Annotated in this window: 20 protein-coding genes; 9 read left to right on the forward strand and 11 right to left on the reverse strand. The window is 69.0% G+C overall.

Going from position 1 to position 21,180, the window contains the following annotated elements; all coding sequences use genetic code 11:
- Positions 1 to 49 precede the first annotated feature (49 nt).
- From AAFF41_RS35355 to zapE, 9 genes are all read right to left on the reverse strand, one after another.
- Entirely contained in the window at positions 50 to 238 is a 189-nt protein-coding gene (locus AAFF41_RS35355) for a hypothetical protein (RefSeq protein ID WP_319748565.1), read from the reverse strand.
- A gap of 31 nt (positions 239 to 269) precedes the next feature.
- Positions 270 to 1,151, reverse strand: coding sequence for a polysaccharide deacetylase family protein (locus AAFF41_RS35360; protein ID WP_319748566.1), 882 nt, complete (start codon positions 1,149 to 1,151; stop codon positions 270 to 272).
- Positions 1,152 to 1,401: 250 nt separating this feature from the next.
- Complete coding sequence (locus AAFF41_RS35365) at positions 1,402 to 2,301, reverse strand: PPK2 family polyphosphate kinase (protein WP_343325199.1); 900 nt, start codon at positions 2,299 to 2,301, stop codon at positions 1,402 to 1,404.
- A 143-nt stretch (positions 2,302 to 2,444) separates the two neighbouring features.
- Positions 2,445 to 3,722, reverse strand: a complete 1,278-nt coding sequence (thrS, locus tag AAFF41_RS35370) for a threonine--tRNA ligase (RefSeq protein WP_343325200.1) — start codon at positions 3,720 to 3,722, stop codon at positions 2,445 to 2,447.
- 216 nt (positions 3,723 to 3,938) lie between these two features.
- Positions 3,939 to 4,871 (reverse strand): slipin family protein, encoded by a 933-nt coding sequence (locus tag AAFF41_RS35375; RefSeq protein ID WP_319748569.1) that lies wholly within the window; start codon positions 4,869 to 4,871, stop codon positions 3,939 to 3,941.
- Positions 4,872 to 4,992: 121 nt separating this feature from the next.
- Positions 4,993 to 6,465, reverse strand: coding sequence for a SulP family inorganic anion transporter (locus tag AAFF41_RS35380; protein WP_343325201.1), 1,473 nt, complete (start codon positions 6,463 to 6,465; stop codon positions 4,993 to 4,995).
- A gap of 8 nt (positions 6,466 to 6,473) precedes the next feature.
- A complete protein-coding gene (locus AAFF41_RS35385) occupies positions 6,474 to 7,052 on the reverse strand; it encodes a carbonic anhydrase (RefSeq protein WP_343325202.1) in 579 nt (192 codons plus the stop codon).
- Positions 7,053 to 7,122: 70 nt separating this feature from the next.
- The gene (locus tag AAFF41_RS35390; protein ID WP_075030505.1) at positions 7,123 to 7,461 is read right to left on the reverse strand and encodes a hypothetical protein; all 339 of its coding nucleotides are present in this window, start codon (positions 7,459 to 7,461) and stop codon (positions 7,123 to 7,125) included.
- A 122-nt stretch (positions 7,462 to 7,583) separates the two neighbouring features.
- A complete protein-coding gene (gene zapE, locus AAFF41_RS35395) occupies positions 7,584 to 8,687 on the reverse strand; it encodes a cell division protein ZapE (protein WP_097286600.1) in 1,104 nt (367 codons plus the stop codon).
- A gap of 37 nt (positions 8,688 to 8,724) precedes the next feature.
- Here zapE and AAFF41_RS35400 point away from each other — a divergent pair, with 37 nt between their 5' ends.
- The 4 genes from AAFF41_RS35400 to msrB all read left to right on the forward strand — a co-directional run bounded on the left by AAFF41_RS35400 (position 8,725) and on the right by msrB (position 12,232).
- Positions 8,725 to 9,561: a pyrimidine reductase family protein gene (locus AAFF41_RS35400; protein ID WP_319748573.1), complete on the forward strand. Its 837-nt coding sequence runs from the start codon at positions 8,725 to 8,727 to the stop codon at positions 9,559 to 9,561.
- Positions 9,562 to 9,731: 170 nt separating this feature from the next.
- On the forward strand, positions 9,732 to 10,205 hold the full coding sequence (locus AAFF41_RS35405; RefSeq protein WP_079090183.1) for an indole-3-glycerol phosphate synthase: 474 nt from the start codon (positions 9,732 to 9,734) through the stop codon (positions 10,203 to 10,205).
- A 205-nt stretch (positions 10,206 to 10,410) separates the two neighbouring features.
- Positions 10,411 to 11,796 (forward strand): UDP-N-acetylmuramate--L-alanine ligase, encoded by a 1,386-nt coding sequence (gene murC, locus AAFF41_RS35410; protein WP_319748574.1) that lies wholly within the window; start codon positions 10,411 to 10,413, stop codon positions 11,794 to 11,796.
- A 28-nt stretch (positions 11,797 to 11,824) separates the two neighbouring features.
- Positions 11,825 to 12,232 carry a peptide-methionine (R)-S-oxide reductase MsrB gene (msrB, locus tag AAFF41_RS35415; protein ID WP_319748575.1) on the forward strand — a complete coding sequence of 136 codons (408 nt, stop codon included), beginning with the start codon at positions 11,825 to 11,827 and terminating at the stop codon, positions 12,230 to 12,232.
- A 486-nt stretch (positions 12,233 to 12,718) separates the two neighbouring features.
- Here msrB and AAFF41_RS35420 read toward each other — a convergent pair whose 3' ends face one another.
- Positions 12,719 to 13,318, reverse strand: coding sequence for a TetR/AcrR family transcriptional regulator (locus AAFF41_RS35420; protein WP_343325203.1), 600 nt, complete (start codon positions 13,316 to 13,318; stop codon positions 12,719 to 12,721).
- Positions 13,319 to 13,421: 103 nt separating this feature from the next.
- Between AAFF41_RS35420 and AAFF41_RS35425 the strand changes: the two genes are divergently transcribed.
- From AAFF41_RS35425 to AAFF41_RS35445, 5 genes are all read left to right on the forward strand, one after another.
- A complete protein-coding gene (locus AAFF41_RS35425) occupies positions 13,422 to 14,120 on the forward strand; it encodes an NADPH-dependent F420 reductase (RefSeq protein ID WP_319748577.1) in 699 nt (232 codons plus the stop codon).
- A 260-nt stretch (positions 14,121 to 14,380) separates the two neighbouring features.
- Positions 14,381 to 14,974, forward strand: a complete 594-nt coding sequence (locus AAFF41_RS35430) for a TetR/AcrR family transcriptional regulator (protein ID WP_319748578.1) — start codon at positions 14,381 to 14,383, stop codon at positions 14,972 to 14,974.
- Between the two features lie 169 nt (positions 14,975 to 15,143).
- Positions 15,144 to 18,092 (forward strand): TreTu family toxin, encoded by a 2,949-nt coding sequence (locus tag AAFF41_RS35435; RefSeq protein WP_343325204.1) that lies wholly within the window; start codon positions 15,144 to 15,146, stop codon positions 18,090 to 18,092.
- A complete protein-coding gene (locus AAFF41_RS35440; RefSeq protein ID WP_343325205.1) occupies positions 18,089 to 18,409 on the forward strand; it encodes an immunity protein TriTu family protein in 321 nt (106 codons plus the stop codon). The genes AAFF41_RS35435 and AAFF41_RS35440 overlap by 4 nt, the downstream gene beginning before the upstream one ends.
- Positions 18,410 to 18,672: 263 nt before the next feature.
- Positions 18,673 to 19,074, forward strand: a complete 402-nt coding sequence (locus AAFF41_RS35445; RefSeq protein ID WP_425526259.1) for an Imm32 family immunity protein — start codon at positions 18,673 to 18,675, stop codon at positions 19,072 to 19,074.
- Positions 19,075 to 19,333: 259 nt separating this feature from the next.
- On the opposite strand, the gene AAFF41_RS35450 is transcribed toward AAFF41_RS35445, so the two are convergent.
- The gene (locus tag AAFF41_RS35450) at positions 19,334 to 20,467 is read right to left on the reverse strand and encodes an acyltransferase family protein (protein WP_343325207.1); all 1,134 of its coding nucleotides are present in this window, start codon (positions 20,465 to 20,467) and stop codon (positions 19,334 to 19,336) included.
- Between the last annotated feature and the right edge of the window lie 713 nt (positions 20,468 to 21,180).

The raw sequence follows: 21,180 nt of genomic DNA on the forward strand, positions 1-21,180 counted from the left end.
CGGAAGATCGGCTCTTCGGCGAGCGGTCACGCCACCGTCAGTGTCAGCGTCACCCGGAACAGGCGGTCCGCTGTGCCTCCTGCCACTCGCAGACGGGGCACAGCGTGATCCCCCTGTGCGACTCCGGGTACTCGGTCGGCCTCCGGCACAGCACGCACTCGGCGAACGGCGGCCCGGCGTCGGCCGGGTCCGGTGCCGGGGTCGGGGCCGCCGGGGCGGCGCAGTAGTCGTCGCTCATGGTCCCAGCGTAGGCCGGGACCGGAGCGCGCCTACGTGGTGCCGTGTCGCTCGCCCTGCGTCGCCGAGCCGATCATCTCGGAGACCTTCACGAAGCGGAAACCCTTCTTCCGCAGCTCGGGAACGATCGTCCGCAGGGCCTGTTCGGTCACCGGAGCCGCGCTGCGCGTGCAGTGCATGACGACGACGGATCCGGGCTTCACACCCTCCAGCACCTGCCGGGCCACGGCGTCGGCGTCGGTCGCGAAGGCGTCCCCGCTGACGACGTCCCACTGCACGGCGGTCACGCCCACGGCGCTCAGCGTGCGCAGGGCCTGCTGGTCGTAGCACCCGCCGGGGAACCGGAAGTAGGGCATCGCGTGGGGCACGCCCGCCTTCTTGAAGGCGGCGTAGGCCTCCTCCACCTCGGCCCGCATCCGCTCCTGGGGCACGGTGGGCAGGCCGTAGCAGTCGTCGGTGAAGGCGTAGTGGCTGTACGAGTGGTTGGCGACCTCGAACAGTGGGTCCTGCCCGATGTTCCTGGCCTCCTTCGGGTACTCGTCGGCCCAGCGTCCGGTCATGAACAGGGTCGCCGGCACCTTGAACGCGCGCAGCGTGGCGATCAGTTGGGGGTTGTCGAAGTGTTCCCCGGCCGCGGCGCGTGGACCCTCGTCGGCGGTCATGTCCGCGTCGAAGGTCAGCGCGACGGTCTTGTCCTGCGTGCGCGGACCGTTGGTGAAGACGGGGGTGATACCGCTGGAGCCGGGGGCGAGTGTGGGGGGGTGCGAGGGCTGGGCGTCCGTGCTGCCCGAGGCCGACGCGGGCTGCCCTGGGCGGGCGGCGTGCGGGGTTCCTGGGGTCCCGCAGGCGGCGAGCGCGACCCCGAGTGCGCCGAGGGCGCAGGTCGCGACGAATCGTCGTACTGGAATGATCACCCGATGAAGATATGTGGGCAATACCTACTATTCGTCCATTGTTCGCACGTGCCCGGTGGCGGGGGCGTGGAAGTCACCCGGCTGGACCCGACGAGACGCACGCCGTCTCTCACGCCGTCTCGTGAGTCGGTCTCATGCGCCGGTCTCGTACGCCGGTTCGCTTCTCCCGTGTCCGTGAAGAGCGGCGCGGTCGGGCTCTGGTCCGCCGAGGGGTCCGACCGCCATACGGCCACGCCAAGCCTTGCGCAGATCAGGTTTCCGTGAGCAGGCGCCGTCTGGCCTCCGCCACGTCGAAGTCGGCCTTCGGGTACTGCGGGGCCAGTGTCTCGAGGTGTTCCAGGAGCAGAGTGCTGATCGCCCAGTTCCGGTACCACTTGCGGTCGGCGGGGACGAGGAACCAGGGGGCCTCCGGTGTGGAGCAGCGCTCCAGGGCGATCTCGTACGCCTTCTGGTACGCGGGCCACAGCCGGCGGTCGTCGACGTCGTCGGGGCTGAACTTCCAGTGCTTGTCGGGGTTGTCGAGCCGTCGGAGGAGCCGACGGCGCTGCTGGTCGTAGGAGATGTGCAGGAAGCACTTCACCACGGTGACGCCGTCGTCGGCGAGGGACTTCTCGAAGCGGTTGATCTCGCCGTAGCGGTGGGCGATCTCCTTGCGGGGAGCCAGTTCGCGGACGCGGGCGATCAGGACGTCCTCGTAGTGCGAGCGGTCGAAGATGCCGATCTCGCCGGGTTCGGGCAGGGCCCGTCTGATCCGCCAGAGGAAGGAGTGCGCGCGCTCCTGGGCGGTCGGCGCCTTGAAGCCCCGGATGCGGCAGCCCGCGGGGTTGAAATGCCCGATGACGTGCTTGACCGTGCCGCCCTTGCCGCTGGTGTCCATGCCCTGGAGGATCAGCAGGACCCGGCGGCGGTCACCCGCCGTGCTCGCGGCCCACAGGCGTTCTTGCAGGTCGGCGAGGCGTTCGACCATCTGGGCGATGGCGGCAAGCCCGGCGGCCTTGTCGCGCGGACCGGCGGGCGTGGCCCTGGCGTCGTACGAGGAGAGGTCGATGTCCTGGCCCCCGGGAACGCGCAGCAGGTGGCGCAGCCGGGACGGGGCCCCGCCCTTGCCCTGTTCGCCGTCGTTCGTCCCCTCGCCGTCCTTCTTGGCCACCGCGCACCCCTTCCGGCCGTGTCCCTCGATGGTGCGACGGGAGCCGGGTGCCCGCGAGTCGTGCTGTGGCCTCTTCGAGGGTGACCAGGACGGCCGGTCGCGGACGGCTGTCGGGGTCGACGTTCACGATGAGGCGCAGTCCGTCAGCCACCTCTGGATGGGGCGGACGCGTTTGTCCAGGGCGCGGACATCTGGCCGGTCAGCTCGGTGCTCTGGGCGCGGACGAGACGGGTGATGCGGTCCAGCGCCTCGGCGGCGGGCTGCGGGTCGAGGCGGCGGCCGTCGCGCAGGCGCAGGGCGATCTCGTCGGCCGCGGTCTCCCGGGGGCCGATCACCGCCTGGTACGGGACCAGGCGGGCGGCGCGGATCCGGGCGCCGAGGGTGCCCTGGTCGGCGGTGATGAGCCGGGCTCGGAGGCCCCGGTCCAGGCAGCGGCGTACGAGATCGGCCGCCTGTTCGACCTCGGCCCGCGCGTCGGAGACGGGCAGGGCCACCAGCTGGGTCGGGGCGAGCCAGGGCGGGAAGGCGCCGCCGTGCGCCTCGATGAGGTGGGCGACGGCTCGCTCCAGGCTGCCGATGACACTGCGGTGGACCATGACCGGCCGGTGTTTCGCCCCGTCGGCGCCGATGTAGTGCAGGTCGAAGCGTTCGGGCTGGTGGAAGTCGATCTGGACGGTGGAGAGAGTGGACTCCCGGCCCGCCGGATCGGCGATCTGGACGTCGATCTTGGGGCCGTAGAACGCGGCCTCGCCCTCGACGGCCTCGTACGCCACCCCGGAGCGGTCGAGGACCTCGCGCAGCAGCGCCGCCGAGCGCCGCCACAGCTCGGGGTCGGCGACGTACTTGCCGCCGGGACCCGGCAGGGAGAGCCGGTGACGGGCCGCGCGGATGCCCATCGCCTCGTACGCCCGATGGATCAACCCCAGTGCCGCCGACGCCTCTTCGGCGACCTGCTCCAGGGTGCAGAAGAGGTGCGCGTCGTTGAGCTGGATGGCCCGTACGCGGGTGAGGCCGCCGAGGACACCGGACGGCTCGGAGCGGTACATGCCGCCCAACTCGGCGATGCGGAGCGGGAGTTCGCGGTAACTGTGGGGGCGGGAGCGGTAGATGAGCGCGTGGTGGGGGCACAGGCTCGGGCGCAGCACCACCTGCTCGCCGCCGAGTTCCATCGGCGGGAACATGTCCTCGCTGTAGTGCGACCAGTGCCCGGAGATCTCGTACAGCTCCCGCTTGCCCAGCACCGGTGAGTACACGTGCTGGTAGCCGGCGCGTCGCTCGGCGTCGCGGACGTACTCCTCCAGGGCGTGGCGCACGGCCGCGCCGTCGGGCAGCCAGTAGGGCAGGCCCGCGCCCATCAGGGGTTCGGTGTCGAACAGGTCCAGTTCACGGCCGAGGCGGCGGTGGTCGGGGCGGGCGGTCATGGTGGTCTCCTCGCTTCTCGAGGGGCGAGTGACCACACGGCGAAGCCCCGGGGCACTCGCCCCGGGGCTTCGGACTCGTCAGCAGTCAGCGCGCCGGGACACTCTCCGGCGTCGTCGTCTTCACAGCGGCACGCTTCATGGCAGGGACGCTAGCAGGGAGTCGGCGAGAGGTCGCGGCAATTAGTGGGGACAAGTGGGGCCGATGGGTGGGGGTGATCAGTCGGGGCCAAGGAGAGGGCTCGCGCCGGGGTTGTCGAGCGGGAACTCGTCCTCCGCCTCCTCGCGGCTGAACTTGTCACCCTTGGGTTCATCGAGCACGAACTCGTCGTCCGTGTGCTCGTCGGGCCGCTGGCGCGTCGGTATCTGCTCCACCGTCGGCGCCCCCGGCTGGACCTGCGCCCGTTCCAGGAACCGCAGCAGTTCCACCGGGAAGGGGAGCACGAGGGTGGAGTTCTTCTCGGCGGCGACCGCCACCACGGTCTGCAGCAGCCGCAGTTGGAGCGCGGCGGGCTGTTCGGACATCACCCCGGCGGCCTCCGCCAGCTTCTTGGACGCCTGGAGCTCGGCGTCCGCGTTGATGATGCGCGCGCGCCGTTCACGGTCGGCCTCGGCCTGCCGGGCCATCGACCGTTTCATCGTCTCCGGCAGCGACACGTCCTTGATCTCGACCCGGTCGATCTGCACACCCCAGCCCATGGCCGGACTGTCGATCATCAGCTCCAGGCCCTGGTTGAGCTTCTCCCGGTTGGAGAGCAGATCGTCCAGGTCGCTCTTGCCGATGATCGAACGCAGCGAGGTCTGCGCCATCTGCGAGACCGCGAAGCGGTAGTCCTCGACCTGGATGACCGCGTCGGCCGCGTCGACCACCTTGAAGTAGATGACCGCGTCGACCCGGACCGTGACGTTGTCCCGCGTGATGCCGTCCTGCGCGGGGACGGGCATCGTCACGATCTGCATGTTGACCTTACGCAGCCGGTCCACACCGGGGATGATCATGGTGAATCCGGGCGGTCTGATGCCGCCCCGGAGCCGCCCGAGCCGGAGCACCACGCCCCGCTCGTACTGCTTGACGACCCGGGCCGCCGCGACGACGTACACCACCCCCGCGGTACCGACCACCGCGGCCGTGGCCAAGAGTTCATCGAGCATGACGACCCCCTTTCGAGTCGCCGCACACCACCACTAATCCCACGATATGCCTCACGCGGGCTCGCGGTCGAGGATCTCCCCGACCGCGAGCCCCGTAGGCCAGCCGGTGGTCAGCCGGTGGTCAGCCGGTGGTCACCTTCACCGGTTCCGTCCCCGCCTCACTGTGCCGCGCCGACCAGTTCTCCAGCGCGGTGCGGCAGGCGTGATCGAGGTGGTGCAGGCCGGAGAGGTCCAGCTCGACCGGGCGGTCCTGGGGCAGTGCCTCCAAGCTGTCGAGGATCTTCGGCAGCCTCAGGAAGGTCGCGTTGCCCGACAGATACGCCTGGACGGGGCCCGCACCCTTGTCTATGACCTCCAGGCGGACGTGCGAGACCTCCCACGCCGTCTTGGCGATCGCCAGGGCGAGCCCGATGAGCACCCCCTCGAACATGCTGACGGCGACGATCGACACCGCCGTGACGACGAGGACCAGCGCCTCGCCCCGGTGCTCGCGCCACAGCGAGACGACCTCGCGCAGCGGGACCAGCTTCCAGCCCGCGTGCACCAGGATGCCGGCGAGGGCGGGCAGCGGGATGACGCCGAGCGCGGCGGGCAGCAGCGCCGCGAACAGCAGCAGCCAGACGCCGTGCAGCACGCGGGACGCCTTCGTCCGTGCGCCCGCCTGGACGTTCGCCGCGCTGCGCACGATCACCGCGGTCATCGGCAGCGCGCCGAGCAACCCGCAGACCGTGTTGCCCGCGCCCTGCGCCATCAGCTCCCTGTCGTACTCGGTCCGGGGGCCGTCGTGCAGCCGGTCCACGGCCGCCGCGCTGAACAGCGACTCGGCGGAGGCGATCAGCGTGAAGGCGAGCACCGTGGCGAGCACGCCCACGCTCGCGAGTTCCCCGAAGGCCTCCAGGCTCGGCAGCCGGATCGAGCCGACCAGCCCCCGCACCTCGACCTTGGCCACCGGCAGCCCGAACCCCGAGGCCACCAGTGTGGCCAGCACGACCGCGCCGAGCGCCCCCGGCACCGTACGCACCGGGCGCGGCAGCCGCCGCCACAGGACGAGCACGGCGATCGTGCCCGCCCCGAGTCCGACCGAGGCCAGCGCCTCGATGCTGCGGGCCGCGTCGACGACGGCCTCCGGCAGTCCGGCGAGCTTGTCGAGTCCGGAGGCGGGGGCCTTGAGCCCGGCCATCGAGTAGAGCTGGCCCGCGATCAGCACGAGGCCGATCCCGGCGAGCATGCCCTCGACGACGGCCACCGAGATGGCCCGGAAGTAGCGCCCCAGCTTCAGGGCGCCCATGAGGAGTTGGAGCACACCTGTGGCGAGCACGACGACTCCGAGTACGGCGAGCCCGTACTCCCGTACGGCCTCGAAGACCAGCACGGTCAGTCCGGCCGCCGGGCCCGACACCTGAAGGCTGCTGCCGCGCATCAGCCCGGTGACGAGACCCCCCACGATGCCGGTGACCAGGCCGAGTTCCGCCGGGACACCGGAGGCGACGGCGACGCCCACGCACAGCGGCAGGGCGACCAGGAACACGACGATCGAGGCGGCGAAGTCCTGCCGCAGGTGGGGGAGTTCGCCCATGAGGCTCGAGGTGTTCATCGCGCGGCTCACAGGGCCTCGAAGGTGTCGGTGTGCGCACGGTGTTCGCGCACGGCTCCGGTGTGGACCTCGTAGTACCAGCCGTGCAGACGCACCCGGCCCGTCGTCAGGGCCCTTTCCACACACGGGTATCCGCGGAGCCTGAGCAGTTGCGCGAGGACGTGGTTCTGCACCGCGTCGGCGACGCTGGGGTCGTCGCCCGGTGCGCCGGACGGGCGCTGCGCCTGCGCGAGCCAGTCGCGCACGGCGGGTACCGCGGGCAGGTCCTCGCCGCGCACCAGCGCGCCGACGGCACCGCAGTGCGAATGGCCGCAGACCACGATCTCGGACACGCCGAGCACGTCCACCGCGTACTCGACGGTGGCCGCCTCGGAGGTCGGCCGGCCGGGGACGTAGGGCGGGACGATGTTGCCCGCGGTGCGCAGCTCGAAGAGCTCGCCCGGGCGGGCGCCGGTGATCAGGGCCGGAACGACCCGGGAGTCGGAGCAGGTGATGAACAGGACCTGCGGGGACTGGCCGTCGGCGAGCGAGGCGAACTCCTCGGGCCGCCGGCCGAAGGAGCGGGCATGGTCGATGAGGGGCTGCATGTCAGTTCCTCCTGGCGCGCCCCGAGGGCGCGTCGGCTTACAAGACGGAGCGTGGGGGGACGCGCTCCGCTCAGCAGCGGAAGACCTGAAGTGCGGCGGGGGAGTGGGCGGTCGAGGATCTCGACGTGCGTGGGTGCGCCGGGGCGGGCGCGAGCGGCGCGTACGAGGCCGCGGGGTCGCTCGCGAGCAGGGCGCGCGGGGGTGTGTCGGGGACGAGATCCTCGTCGCGGGTCCGCTGACGGGCGCCCAGAGGGGGTGCCACCTTGTGCGGATGCTCCGCTTCGGCGCAGGAGACGACTTCGCCCCTGTGCGCGGACGCGAACGCCTCGGTGGGAGCGAAGAGCTGGAGGCTGATCAGGACGGCGGCGAGTACCACGTACAGGGGTCGGGCCGTCGTACCTCGTAACATGCGCCCCCTCCCGGCGTCTCGTCCTCCATGTCAATGCATAGGTTAACGCGGCAAGTTGTTTGCAGGGTTAACTCGACGTTTCACAGTGAAGTGGGCCGAAAACGCTGTGGAGGGGCCGAAAACTACGCCTCGACGAGCCCCTTGGCGTCGCGGGCCAGCGCGGTGAGCCGGGAGATCGCGCGGAAGTACTTCTTCCGGTAGCCGCCGTTCAGCATCTCCTCGCTGAAGAGCTGGTCGAAGGGCATCCCGGAGGCGAGGACGGGCACCTCGCGGTCGTACAGCCGGTCGGCGAGCACCACGAGCCGCAGCGCCGTCGACTGGTCGGGCACCGGCTGGACGTCGGTGAGGCAGACGGCCTTCAGGTCGTCGGTCAGGGCGCCGTAGCGGCTGGGGTGCACGCGCGCGAGGTGGTCGAGCAGATGCGGGAAGTCGTCGAGGGAGGCCCCGTCCGTGGCGTACGCGGCCTTCGTGACCTGCTCGTCGGAGAACGGCGCCGGGGCCTCGGGCAGCCCGCGGTGGCGGTAGTCCTCGCCGTCGATGCGCAGCGGCCGGAAGTGTGCGGACAGCCCCTGGATCTCGCGCAGGAAGTCGGCGGCCGCGAACCGGCCCTCGCCGAGCTTGCCCGGCAGGGTGTTCGAGGTGGCCGCGAGCGCGACCCCCGCGTCGACCAGCTTGCCGAGCAGGGTGGAGACGAGGACGGTGTCGCCCGGGTCGTCGAGTTCGAACTCGTCGATGCACAGGAGGCGGTGCCCGGAGAGCGTCTGCACGGTCTTCTGGAAGCCGAGCGCGCCGACCAGGTTCGTCAGCTCCACGAAGGTGCCGAAGGCCTTGAGCGCGGGCTCGGCCGGGGTGGCGTGCCACAGGGAGGCGAGCAGGTGGGTCTTGCCGACGCCGTAGCCGCCGTCCAGGTACACACCGCGGGGGCCGGCCGGGGTCTTCGGAGCCTTGGCCTTGCCGAAGCCGAAGAAGCCCCGCTTGCCGCCGCCGAGCGCGTGCGCCCCGCCGAGACCGGCCGCGAAGCCGGCGAGGACCTGTACGGCCTCGGTCTGGCTCGGCTGGTTCGGGTCCGGAATGTACGTTTCGAAGCGCACGGAGTCGAAGCGCGGCGGCGGCACCATCTCGGCGACCAGCCGGTCCGCGGGGACGTGCGGCTCGCGGGCGCACAGGGACGTGGGGGCTGCTTCGGGTATCGGTTCGAACCCGGAAGCGGCGGAGGAGGACGACACGGTTCCCCACTCTAAGCGCCGTGCCACACTGCACGACATGCGACGCCTGTTCCCTGTGACCTACGAAACAGCAGCCCAGGCCACCGCCGGGGCCCCAGATGCCCCTGGTGCGGCTGTGGCGGCCGTGACGGATGCGACGGACCGTGAGTGGGAACTGCTGGAGCTGGCGGAGGCTTACGCCTACCCCGAGCTCCGCTCCGCCGGTGTCCGGGAGCCCTGGCTGCGGGCCAACATGGTCTCCACGCTCGACGGCGCCGCCCAGCACGACGGGAAGTCCCAGGGCATCTCCAGCGCCGCCGACATGCGGATCTTCGGGGTGCTGCGGGCTCTCGCGGACGTCGTGGTCGTCGGCGCGGAAACGGTACGCCGGGAGGGTTACCGTCCGGCACGCGCGCGTGCGGAGTTCGCGGGGTCCCGGGAGGCGGCCGGACAGGGCCCTGCGCCCGTGATCGCCGTCGTCACCGCGAGCCTCGACCTGGACTTCTCGCTGCCCCTGTTCACCTCGCCCCTGGTGCCCACGCTCGTCCTGACGGGCGCCGCGGCGGCCCCGGACCGCGTGGCGGCGGCCGAGAAGGCGGGCGCCGAGGTGGTGATCGCCGGGGACGGGATGGGCGTGGACCCGGTACGGGCCGTACGTGCCCTCGCCGAGCGCGGCATGACCCGGCTGCTGACGGAGGGCGGCCCGCGGCTGTTGGGCCAGATGGTCGCGGCGGGTGTCCTCGACGAACTGTGCCTGACCCTTTCCCCGACGCTCACGGCGGGAGACGCGCAGCGGATCGCCGGGGGGCCCGCGATGGCGGTTCCCGAGCGGCTCGAACTGGCGTCCCTCCTGGAGGAGGCCGGATTCCTCTTCGCCCGATACCGTCGGCCCTGACCGACGGCCCTGGCGTCGGTCCCGGCCGTCGGTCGGGGCAAGGTAGCGGAGTGGATCGTTCCGATTATCTTCCGCTGGGCACACTGAAAATCGAAGTCCCCGTGCGATCACGGGGCAGGATGGTTTCCGCAGGGGGCCAGGGAGGCCCACGGAGGAGAAGGGCGCCTGTCGTGTTCACAAGCGTATTGATGATCGAGAAGGCCCTGACGTCCGCCGACGTGGAGTTCGTCACCACCTTGCACGGTGACGAGGTGGTCGCCTTCCATGTGCTGCTCCAGCCGCGGGGCGACCAGGCGGACCGGCTGCTGCGGGCCATCGACGACGTCGCGCTCGGGGAGCTGGACGAGGCGGCCCACGAGCGTGAGACGCCGGAGGGCGCGGACGCGGCCGGTCAGGGGCAGCAGGCCCTCGACGTGTCGCTGGTGGCGCTGCGCTCGGCCGGCAGCGAGGCCGAGGGGAGGCTCATCGAGAACCACCCGCTCGACGCGCTCAAGGAGCTGGTCGACGAGATCGACGCGGACGAGGTCATCGTGCTGACCGACCCGCACTACGTGGAGGAGTTCTTCCACCGTGACTGGGCCTCGCGGGCCCGTCACAAGGTCGGCGTGCCGGTGCTGAAGCTGTTCTCGCACAGCAAGGTGTAGGACTCCCGCCGGTCGTGGGCGTGGGGGCCGCTGGGATCGGTCGGGTGCGGCCGGCACGTGGCTGGTCGCGCCCACGCGGCGGAGGCACACATGTCACAGCCCCGTGCCCCTGGGAGGTCGCGGGAGGCCGCACGGAATAGGCTGGGGCGGGCTCCTGTCTGTGGGAGCGCGCTTACCGTCGTACCGGATCTTGGGAGATACACGCATGGCACCCGGCCTTCCTACCGCCATGGACCGACCGCACTTCATCGGCATCGGCGGCGCCGGGATGTCGGGCATCGCCAAGATTCTGGCGCAGCGCGGGGCGAAGGTCGCGGGCAGCGACGCGAAGGAGTCCGCCACCGCCGAGGCACTGCGGGCGCTGGGCGCGACCGTGCACATCGGCCACGCGGCCGACCACCTGGCCTCCGACGCCACCTGTGTGGTGGTGTCCTCGGCGATCCGCGCGGACAACCCGGAGCTGGCCCGCGCCGCCGAGCTCGGCATCCCGGTGGTCCACCGCTCGGACGCCCTCGCCCGGCTGATGGACGGCCTGCGCCCGATCGCGGTCGCGGGCACGCACGGCAAGACCACGACCACGTCGATGCTCGCCGTGTCCCTCTCGACGCTGGGGCTGAACCCCTCGTACGCGATCGGCGGCGACCTGGACGCCCCCGGCTCGAACGCCCTGCACGGCGACGGCGAGATCTTCGTCGCCGAGGCCGACGAATCGGACCGCAGCTTCCACAAGTACGCCCCCGAGGTCGCGATCGTCCTCAACGTCGAGCTCGACCACCACGCCAACTACGCCTCCATCGACGAGATCTACGAGTCCTTCGAGACCTTCGCCGCCAAGATCGTGCCGGGCGGCACGCTGGTGATCTCCGCGGACCACGAGGGCGCGCGCGAACTGACCCGGCGCCTGCCGGCGGACGTACGGGTGGTGACGTACGGCGACGCGCCGGACGCGGACGTACGGGTCCTGTCCGTGATCCCCCGGGGCCTGAAGAGCGAGGTGACGGTGCTCCTCGACGGCACGGAGCTGACCTTCGCCGTCTCCGTCCCCGGCCGCCACTACGCGCACAACGCGGTGGCCGCGCTGGCGGCGGGCGCGGCGCTGGGCATTCCGGCCGCGGAGCTGGCCCCCGCGATCGCCTCCTACACGGGCGTGAAGCGCCGTCTGCAGCTGAAGGGCGAGGAGGCGGGCGTCCAGGTCGTCGACTCCTACGCGCACCACCCGACCGAGATGACGGCCGACCTGGAGGCCATGCGCGCGGGTGCCGAGGGCCGCATCCTGGTGGTCTTCCAGCCGCACCTGTTCTCCCGCACCCAGGAGCTGGCCAAGGAGATGGGCGAGTCCCTGGCCCTGGCCGACGCCTCGATCGTGCTGGACATCTACCCGGCCCGCGAGGACCCGATCCCGGGCGTCACCAGCGAGCTGATCATCGAGGCGGCGCGGGCGGCGGGCGCCGACGTGACACCGGTCCACGACAAGGCGCAGGTGCCCTCGGTCGTCGCGGGAATGGCGAAGCCCGGTGATCTCGTTCTCACCATGGGCGCGGGAGACGTGACGGATCTCGGTCCCGAGATCCTGACCCGCCTGTCGAAGTAGCCGTGACGTTTGTGAGGGGTTGAGCTTCATGTCGTACGACATCGAAAAGCCGGACGAGCAGTGGCGCGCGGAGCTGACCCCGGCCGAGTACACCGTCCTGCGGAAGGCGGGCACCGAGCCCGCCTTCACGGGCGAGTACACCGACACCAAGGCCAAGGGTGTCTACTCCTGCCGCGCGTGCGGCGCCGAACTCTTCACCTCGAACGAGAAGTTCGAGTCCCACTGCGGCTGGCCGAGCTTCTTTGATGCACGCAACTCGGATGCGGTGGAACTTGTGTCCGACCGTTCACACGGGATGGTGCGGACCGAGGTCCGCTGCGCGAAGTGCGGCTCCCACTTGGGGCATCTCTTCGAGGGTGAGGGGTACAGCACTCCGACCGATCAGCGGTACTGCATCAACTCGATCTCGTTGCGGCTGACGCCTGAGGAGGGCTGAGAAACGGCAGCCCGCAATCGAGGCAGCTCATTCTACCCCTGGCGTACAACCCGACTCGTCTGACATGGGGGCCCTGACCAGGCAAAACGTCCTGGTCGGGGTCATAATGTGTTCTTGGGGTCCCACTCTTCCGGCCGGGGCTCATAAGGTGAGCAGCTCCATCACCTCGTCGTTGGTCCCTGCCGGGGGGCCTGTCCTTGGCGCCAACAGCGTTCCCATCGTTCTCGACGCCGCGTGTGTGCGAATCGCGCCTTCTCGCCGTCGGCGTCGTACTCCTTGTGCTCCTCTGAGGTGCCAGGGCCACGCTTTGACGACTCGAGCGGCGGATCGACCTCGGCGCCCGCGCGTCGTTCTGTCCCCCGGTACGTATTCTCGGCGCACCGGCCGAGGACCCGAGTACGTCCGGGGTGAGGGCCTCCGGCGGGCACGCCGAGAAGTATGCACCGGACGACATTCCTTCATCGGCGGCCGTCGCCCGTCACGGCGCTAGGTGGATGTCCCTGGGGCGAGTACGGCAGCAACGGTGCGCTCCGCCCAGTCCGCTGTGGTGGCGAGTGCGGCGAGGTGGTCGGCGAAGAATGCGCCCAGCAGGGCCGAGGTCAGCACCTCTGGGTCGGCGTCGGCGGCGACTTCGCCCAGTGAGCGGGCCTGCTCGAGCAGGCGCCGGACCGCGGTGCGGCGCGGCTGTACGGCATGCTCGCGGAAGAGCTCCAGCAATTCGGGAGTGTGGGCATCTTCGGCGAGGCATGTGCCGATCAGGGCCATGCCGTGTGTTCGGGTCAGGGTGTCGGCGAAATCGGCGAGCCAGGCGACGAGGTCGGCGCGTATGTTCCCGGTCTGCGGTGGCGCGGAGCAGGGGCGCAGGGTCCTCAGTGCGGCGGTGGCCAGCTCGGCCTTGGTCTTGAAGCGCAGGTGGATGGTGGCCTTGCTGACCCCGGCGGCCCGTGCCACCTGGTCCAGGGTCATCCGGGTGAAGCCCTGCTCGGTGAGCAGTGTCAGCGCCGCGTCCAGGATCGCGGCCTCCTTGCCCGGACAGCGCGGCCTGCCCGCGGTGCTGCGACAGCCCTCCGGATCCGTCTTCTCCACGGCGACAGCATAGCCGCTTGCAATACCGAACCACTCGGTTTAGTTTTTCGGAGGCGCCAGACGACTCCGTCGGGACGTCCCCACCTCGGAAAGGTCCCCTTTCATGCGTTACGCAGTTCTCGGCACCGGCATCGTCGGCCGGACGATCGCCGCCAAGCTGGCTTCCCTCGGCCACGAGGTCGTCATCGGCACCCGTGACCCCGAGGCCACCCTCGCCCGCATCGAGCCCGACGGTTACGGCAACCCGCCGCTCGCCCACTGGCTGGCCGCGCATGAGCAGGTACGCCTTGAGATCCTTGCCGACGCGGCGGCCTGGGGCGAGACGGTCGTCAACGCCACCGCGGGCGCCGGCAGCCTGCAGGCCCTCGTAGGCGCGGGCGCACAGAACCTGGCGGGAAAGGTGCTCATCGACATCGCCAACCCGCTCGACTTCTCCCACGGGATGCCTCCGTCGCTGAACCCGGTCAACACCGACAGCCTCGGCGAGCAGATCCAGCGCACGTTCCCGGAGGCGAAGGTCGTCAAGACCCTCAACACCATGAACTGCCAGATCATGGTCGAACCGTCCCTGGTGGCCGGTGAGCACACCGTGTTCGTGTCCGGCGACGACACCGGCGCCAAGCAGGCCGTCACCGAGCTGCTGGTCTCCTTCGGCTGGCCCGAGGGAAGTGCCATCGACCTGGGTGGCATCAACACCGCCCGCGGCACTGAGATGCTGCTGCCGATCTGGCTGCGTCTGTGGGGCACGATCGGCCACGCGGACTTCAATTTCCACATTGCGGGCGCCCGCGCCGGCGCCTGACCCCCATGCCGGGCCGGGTGGCGAGAAGCCTCCGAGCTCAGTCGCCGGGCTCCACCCTCTCCCTGCTTTCGTACGACCGACGAAAGTCACCGCTCATGCGCGCCCTCGTTCTGGACCGTCCCGGTGACCCGGAGACTCTGCATCTTGTCCGGCCCCTGATCGGGACGGGCCCGTTGCCGGGTGGACAGCTTTTGCCCCGGGCAAGGGTGCCTATAGCCGTACCGAACCGCTCGGTGCGGCTATAGGCATATCCTGTCCGAATGAGTGAAAGCGAGACGAAGGGTGCCGGACGGCCACGCTCGGCAGAAAAGGACGCCGCCATCCTGCGCGCGGCCTTGGAACTGCTGGCCTCTCATGGCTACACGCGGATGAGCCTCAGCCAGGTCGCCGCCGCAGCCCAGGTCAGCAAGTCCACTATCCATCTGCGCTGGAAGACCAAGGCCGACCTGGTGACCGCGGCACTCGCGGACCTGCGCATGGCCGAGGCCCCGCCGCTGAGTGGGGACACGCGAGAGGACCTGGTGGCCATTCTCGAGGACTTCGCCGCGACCGTGACGCGCGTACGTGGCATGGCCCTCATCGGCACCTGCCTTGCCGAAGAGGCCCACACCCCCGAACTCCTGACCCTGCTGCGCGAACGAACCGTCCTGCCCCGCCGCAGCCTGCTGCGGCAGGTGCTCGAACAGGCCCGCGACCGCGGCGAGATCCGTCTCGGGGCCGATCTGGATGCGTCCGTCTCCGCCCTCCTGGGCCCGTTCTACGCGGACTACATGGCGGGCCGCGGCGGTCACATGGGCTGGGCGGCGGACGCAGTGGACCTTGTTCTCGTCGGCCTGCGCCCGAGCGGCTCTTGAACGCCGGAAACCTTCCCGAGCCGGGTGGCGATCCCCAGCCGCCGTTGCGTAGCGGTTGGTGTGCGGCCGGGAGGTGACGGCTGGCTCATCCCGAGTCCGACGGTGCCCAGGCGTTACCGCCGTCGCTTGCAACGTGCCTTCAGCAACTCGCCGTTGACAGCACCCGGTGGTGCCTGGAGTCGACCTGATGGGCCGGCTCACCGACACCACCGACCCCGACAAGGGCGCAGGCCACAACGAGTACGACGACCGCTCCCAGCTGACCAGCACCAAGGACGCCCGCGGCACGGTCCTCGCCTCCGTCTACGACGGGCTGGGCCGCAAGACCGAGTTGCGCGACACCTCCTCGACCGGCACGCTGCGCGCCAAGTGGGTCTACGACACGATCAGTGGCGCCAAGGGCCACCTCGCGTCCAGCTCGCGTTACAGCGGCACCCAGGAGTACAAGAAGAGCGTCGTCGCCTACGACCGGCTGTACCGGCCGCTGCGCACCTCGGTGACGATCCCGTCGACCGAGGGCGCGCTGCAGGGCACCTACCTGTCGACGACCACCTACAACGCATCCGGCACGGTGCAGGGCGTCGGCTACCCCAAGGCCGGCGACCTGGCCGCCAACACCGCGGCCTACACCTACGAGGACGGCACCCTGCGGCCCATCAAGGTCAGCGGGCCGCTGAACCTGACCGCGACCGCCGCCTACAGTCCCGTCGGAAAGCCGCTGCAGTACTCGCTGACCGCGAACGGCGGCAAGACCACGTACGAGACCAACACCTACCAGTGGGGCACCCAGCGGCTGGCCACCTCACGGGTAGACCGCCAGGACGTCTCGGGCGTCGACCAGTACAACACCTACTCCTACGACGAGGCGGGCAACGTCCAGTCCGTCACCGACACCTCCCGCTCCGGCACCGACAACCAGTGCTTCAGCTACGACTACCTCGGCCGGGTGACCGAGGCCTGGGCCCAGTCGACCACCGGCTGCGCCACCACACCCACCACCGGTGTGCTGGGCGGCCCGGCCCCGTACTGGACCTCCTACACCTACGACAAGGTCGGCAACCGGCTCAGCGAGACCCAGCACGCCACCACGAGCGGCGCCTCGGACACCCAGCGGAGCTACCACTACCCCGATCCGGGCGCGGTCCGGCCCCACACGCTGGGCACGGTGGACACCACCACCGGAACGGTGAAGTCCACCGACAGCTTCGGCTATGACGTCGCGGGCAACACCCACACCCGTCTGCTGGGCAACGGCACCTCCCAGACCCTGGACTGGGACGCCGAGGGCCATCTCGCCAAGGTAACCCAGCCGGTGGAGGGCGGCAGCGACAAGGTCACCGAGTACCTGTACGACGCCGACGGCAACCGTCTGATCGGCCGCACCCCGACCGAGACCACGCTCTACCTGGGCGCCACGGAGGTCACCCTGGCGACGGGCGCCACGACGGCCAAGGGCACCCGCTACTTCGACCTCGGCGGCGGCCACCAGGCCGTCCAGGCCAACGACGGCACCATCTCCTTCACCCTGGCCGACCACCACGGCACGGCCCAGCTATCCGTCAACGCCGACACGCAGGCGCTGACCCAGCGCCGAAGCCTGCCGTTCGGCGGACTGCGCGGCACCGTGCCGAATACCTGGACCGGCACCAAGGGCTTCGTCGGCGGCACCACCGACACCGCCACCGGCCTCACCCACCTCGGCGCCCGCGAGTACGACCCCGCCACCGGTCGCTTCCTGTCGGTCGACCCCGTCTTCACGGCCACCGATCCGCAGCAGATGAACGGCTACACCTACGCCAACAACAACCCGCTGACCTACTCCGACCCGGCGGGCACGGAGATCGGCTCCAAGCCCAACTCCTGCCAGTACGACGTCAAGTACTGCAGCAAGCACCAGCAGCAGGAAGTCGGCTACGACGCCAGGACCGGCACGTCCGACTACCACCGCGGCAACATCTACAAGCGCTCCCACGCGGCGAAGAAGCACTGGGTAGGCACGAACACCCCCGTCACGAATAACGTCGACAAGCTGCAGAACTACTGGGCCAGTTCGATGGACGGGGAGTTCACGGACGACTTCTGGTACAACCCGGTCTACGAGTCGTCCACGGCGGGCTCCGCCTGCTACGGCCGCGAGGGATGCCGCCAGGCCTATCTCTACGTGCTGCACGCGGGCGACGGCGCCGACGCCGAGAAGGCGAAGGAGATCGCGGCCACCTACTGCGTCTACAACGCCGACGAATGCAACGAGAAGGCCGCGGCCGTCGCGCGCGGAAACGTCATCCGGGACACCGTCGCCACCGCACTGCTGGCGTATCTGGGCGGGGCCGGCGGCAGTGCGAAACCCTGCAACAGCTTCGTCCCGGGCACCGAAGTCCTCATGGCCGACGGCACCACCAAGCCCATCCAGGACGTAAAGACCGGGGACAAGGTCCTGGCCACGGACCCGAAGACCGGCCGCACCACGGTCAAGACGGTCACCGCCGAGATCACCGGCAAGGGTCTGAAGCACTTGGTCAGGATCACCCTGTCCATCGAAGTCGACGGCAAGAAGTTGACCGCGTCGGTCACCGCGACGGGCGGACACCGGTTCTGGGTCCCAGAGCTCGGCGAATGGGTCGAGGCCACCGCCCTGGCCGTCGGCGAACAACTCCACGCGTCCACCAGGGTCGTGGTCCGGATCACTGCGGTCCAGCGATGGACCCAACAGGCCACGGTGCACAACCTCACCGTCGCCGACATCCACACGTACTATGTGGTTGCGGGGCAGATTCCTGTACTCGTCCACAACGACAGCTGCACCGTTGGTCGATGGATGTCGCAGGATGAGTTTCAAGCGATGCGCGATACCGGCAAGGTGCAGGCGGGAAGCGGCGGCACCTCGACGTATGTGGCGAGGCCGGCCAACTCCGATGCCTATCGGAAGCAGGCTGCGCCGGGGTCCGTCTACGCTGAGTTCGATGTGCCGTGTTCTTGCCTGAAGCCTGCCGGTGAACCCGGGTGGGCCCAGATACCAGGCCCGGAGCATCCGATCTACTCGAAGCTAAATGCCAAGCGTGGCCTTCCGCCGCCAGAGATGCCGTCATTCGAGAACCTTAGGATTGTCGACCGAAAATGAACGAACCCTTGCCTGACGTGCTCAAGGCTCGAGTCGATGAGGCACGTCCGCGGCTTGAAGAATCGGGATTCACGCTTGAGGTGATCGCCTCTCCGGAGCGCACAGAAAAGAAATCCTTCGGTGTCTATATGGAGAGAGAGGGAAGAGGGGTCTACCTGACGGTCTGGGATTCGGGCGAGGTTCAGGTGTCGGCCATTGACTATGACGTCGACACGTATCCCAGTGAGAAGTACTTGTCCGACGCGCACGCGGACCGGTTGGGCGCAGAGTTCGAGAAGCTGGTCGATTGGCTCTCTGGGAGCAGCGGCCAGAGCTGAACCAGTTCTGTCCCGACTACAGCCAAGCACGTGATGCATACGCGAAGCCCCGCCGGAACCGGCGGGGCTTCTGCGTGGGATTACGGCAGTGGTTGACGGCAATGTGGGCGACCGTCCAGAAACTGGGTCCGCATCTGAACCTGGAGACTCGGATTAATGGAAAAACGGTCACCAGCGGCCCGCTCAAGGATCCGCACACGGCGATCGACCCGTCCACGATCCGGTCCAGCGATTACTGGCCGTAGGTGAAGAGTAAAGGCGTGATGGTGAAGGTCTTGCGCGGTGATTCGACCGGGGAGCTGGAGCTCTCCGGAACCCGCTCCGAACTGCTGGCCCTGGGGCAAAAGTTGCGGAACGGGCAGGGAGAGATTCTCTTGGAGAAGGTCTCCGATCCGTTCCCGTACAGCAGGTCATTGTGGCGGATGACATTCCGGCAAGTGAGCGGAAAGATCACGATCTCGTCATTCGGAGACAGCGAATCCATGGATGTGCAGGGCGGCCCAGAGTCCTTTTCGCTCTTCGCCGAAAACATCGAAGGCTTCGCTGTGGAGGCGGATCAGGACGACCATCTTCACGTGGACTACTTTCCGGAACACGACTATTTGGCCGAGGGGTCGGGGTCTGTGGTCGTCGCCATCGACGGCGATGTGATCCCGACGTCCTGAAACGAGAGCCCCCAGTCGAAGTGGTGAGCCCGCCCCGTTCCCGACGGGGCGGGCTTGCTCCATCTCGGGGCGCGGTCCGTGCGTGCCGGGCGCCGTCAGACCCGGGCGCTAGGGTTCCTGATCACTGCGAAGCACCAGCCCGCCGGGGCCGTTGAACCCGGCGGCCGCCCGACGCGACAGCCGGGCGCTCAACCTGCCCGGGCTCCGAAAACTCCACCGACTCTCATCACAAAGTGCCCGTTAGCGAACTGACGGGCACTCATGAATCATCGAGGCTAGGCCGTTGACGGTCTCTCGCGCTCCCACTGGTCCGGCGGGAATGGCCCAGAGCGAACATGGATTTCCAGGATCTGTTCCTCTTGAAGGGCATCTCGAAGATCTGGGAAAACAGCCATGCCCCAAGCACTGAAACCGGCAGGGCCAGGATAAGCGTGAAACAGAAGGTGGGCAGGCCGGGCAATACAAAATGCGGGGCTACTCGGCGAATTACTGCCATGACGATCGGCAAATGGATCAGGTAGAGGCTGTAGGAGAAGCTGCCGAGACTCTGAATGGGGCGCGCGGTCAGAAGCCGTACTAGGATGGCGGGTCTGCCGGTGGCAACCGCGGCAAGCGTCATCGTCATGGCGGGAGCGATGGCGAGATCTACCCAGAAGTAGTGGTTCACCGTCCACACAGAACCCTGGATGACGCCGAGAGCCAGGACAGGGATGGCGGCCAGGATAGCAAACCATCCCCATGGCAGGCGTTGAATTCTGTCCGACGCAACGACGACTCCTGCGCCTATCATGCCTGCAACGAAGACGGGAGCGAGATGTGGAGCGAGCCAGTTGTCGCCCTCCACAGGGGACGCGCCAGCTGCCATCAGGCCGCGGGCGATCACCGGAAGCGTCACGCACGCGACCAGGACCGCCGGGCTCAACCGCCGCCGAACAAACAGGAGAAGGGGAAAGAGGAGATAGAGTTCGGCTTCCACTCCGATCGACCAGAATGCGCCGTTCGGTGTTGGGGCGGTGAACATGTCCTGAGCAATGAGGCCGTATACCAGAATTGACGCGCCCGTAGGTGGTCCAAAGTGCGAAGCCGGCACCACAAACCAGGAAATGATCAGACTCATGGTCAGCGCTGCCCAATACGGAGGCAGGATACGCCAGGCGCGTCGGCGCAGGAACTGGGCGATGCCGTCCGATTGCCAACCGTGACGCGCCGGGGAGATCGCCAGGGAGAAACCGGACAGCACCAGAAAGAAGACGACGGCGAGGCGCCCGAACATCAGCCCGTCCAGCCACGGAGGCGCCGAACTGTCAGGGTAGCCCGGGAAGGTGTACAACCAGCAGTGGAACAGGACCACATACAGTGCCGCCAGGCCGCGGAGACCATCCAGACCCACCACTTGCCGACGGACGTGTGCTTTGCTCGCAGTCTCCTCCTGTCCCGCTGGGGCGGCTAAGTCGAGAGCGCTGCTGACCGGACGGCTCCGATCCACTGAAATCGTTCGACCCTTTCTCTGAGCACCGTGTTTGCCACACGCCGCCGATGCCTCGGCGGTCGCTGCACGATGCAACCTGCGACAGGCGCATGCCCGCCGACCCGTTTCACTGGTAGTACGCCGGGCGGCACGGTGCCCACCCACAGGGACTGGTACGTGGCGTCCGGCTGAGCAGTTCACAGACAAACCGACATGATCTTCATCTCCTGTGCGGGACGCTGATCTGCGGATTTGTGCAACGGTGAGGGTGGAGGGGCGGTCCCGGCTGGTGCCGGTCGCCCCGGGGACGGGTCGGTGAAGTGCCGCCGAGCCTTCGTTGGTGCCCTTGCGCAGGTTCGAAACTCTCGGCGCGGAACACGGGACGTGGGAATGAGGGAAGCCACCGGTCGGGGGCGGGCAGTTGGTGATCAAGACGGTCGTCCGGCTGAATCGGTAGCCCGTGATCACGGTCGTGCCAGTGGAGTCTCGTGTCTGGCTTCAGAAATGTGGACGTTGGGCGCCGCGGGACGAGACACGGCTCGGTTCCCGGAGGCTGTGCGTGGACCACCTCCGGGCCGCCGGTAGTTGGACCCGGAGATCACATGAGCAGACGGGTGGATCCTTTGAGTTGATCGCAT

The organism is Streptomyces mirabilis (assembly GCF_039503195.1).
Taxonomy (GTDB): Bacteria; Actinomycetota; Actinomycetes; order Streptomycetales; family Streptomycetaceae; genus Streptomyces; species Streptomyces mirabilis_D.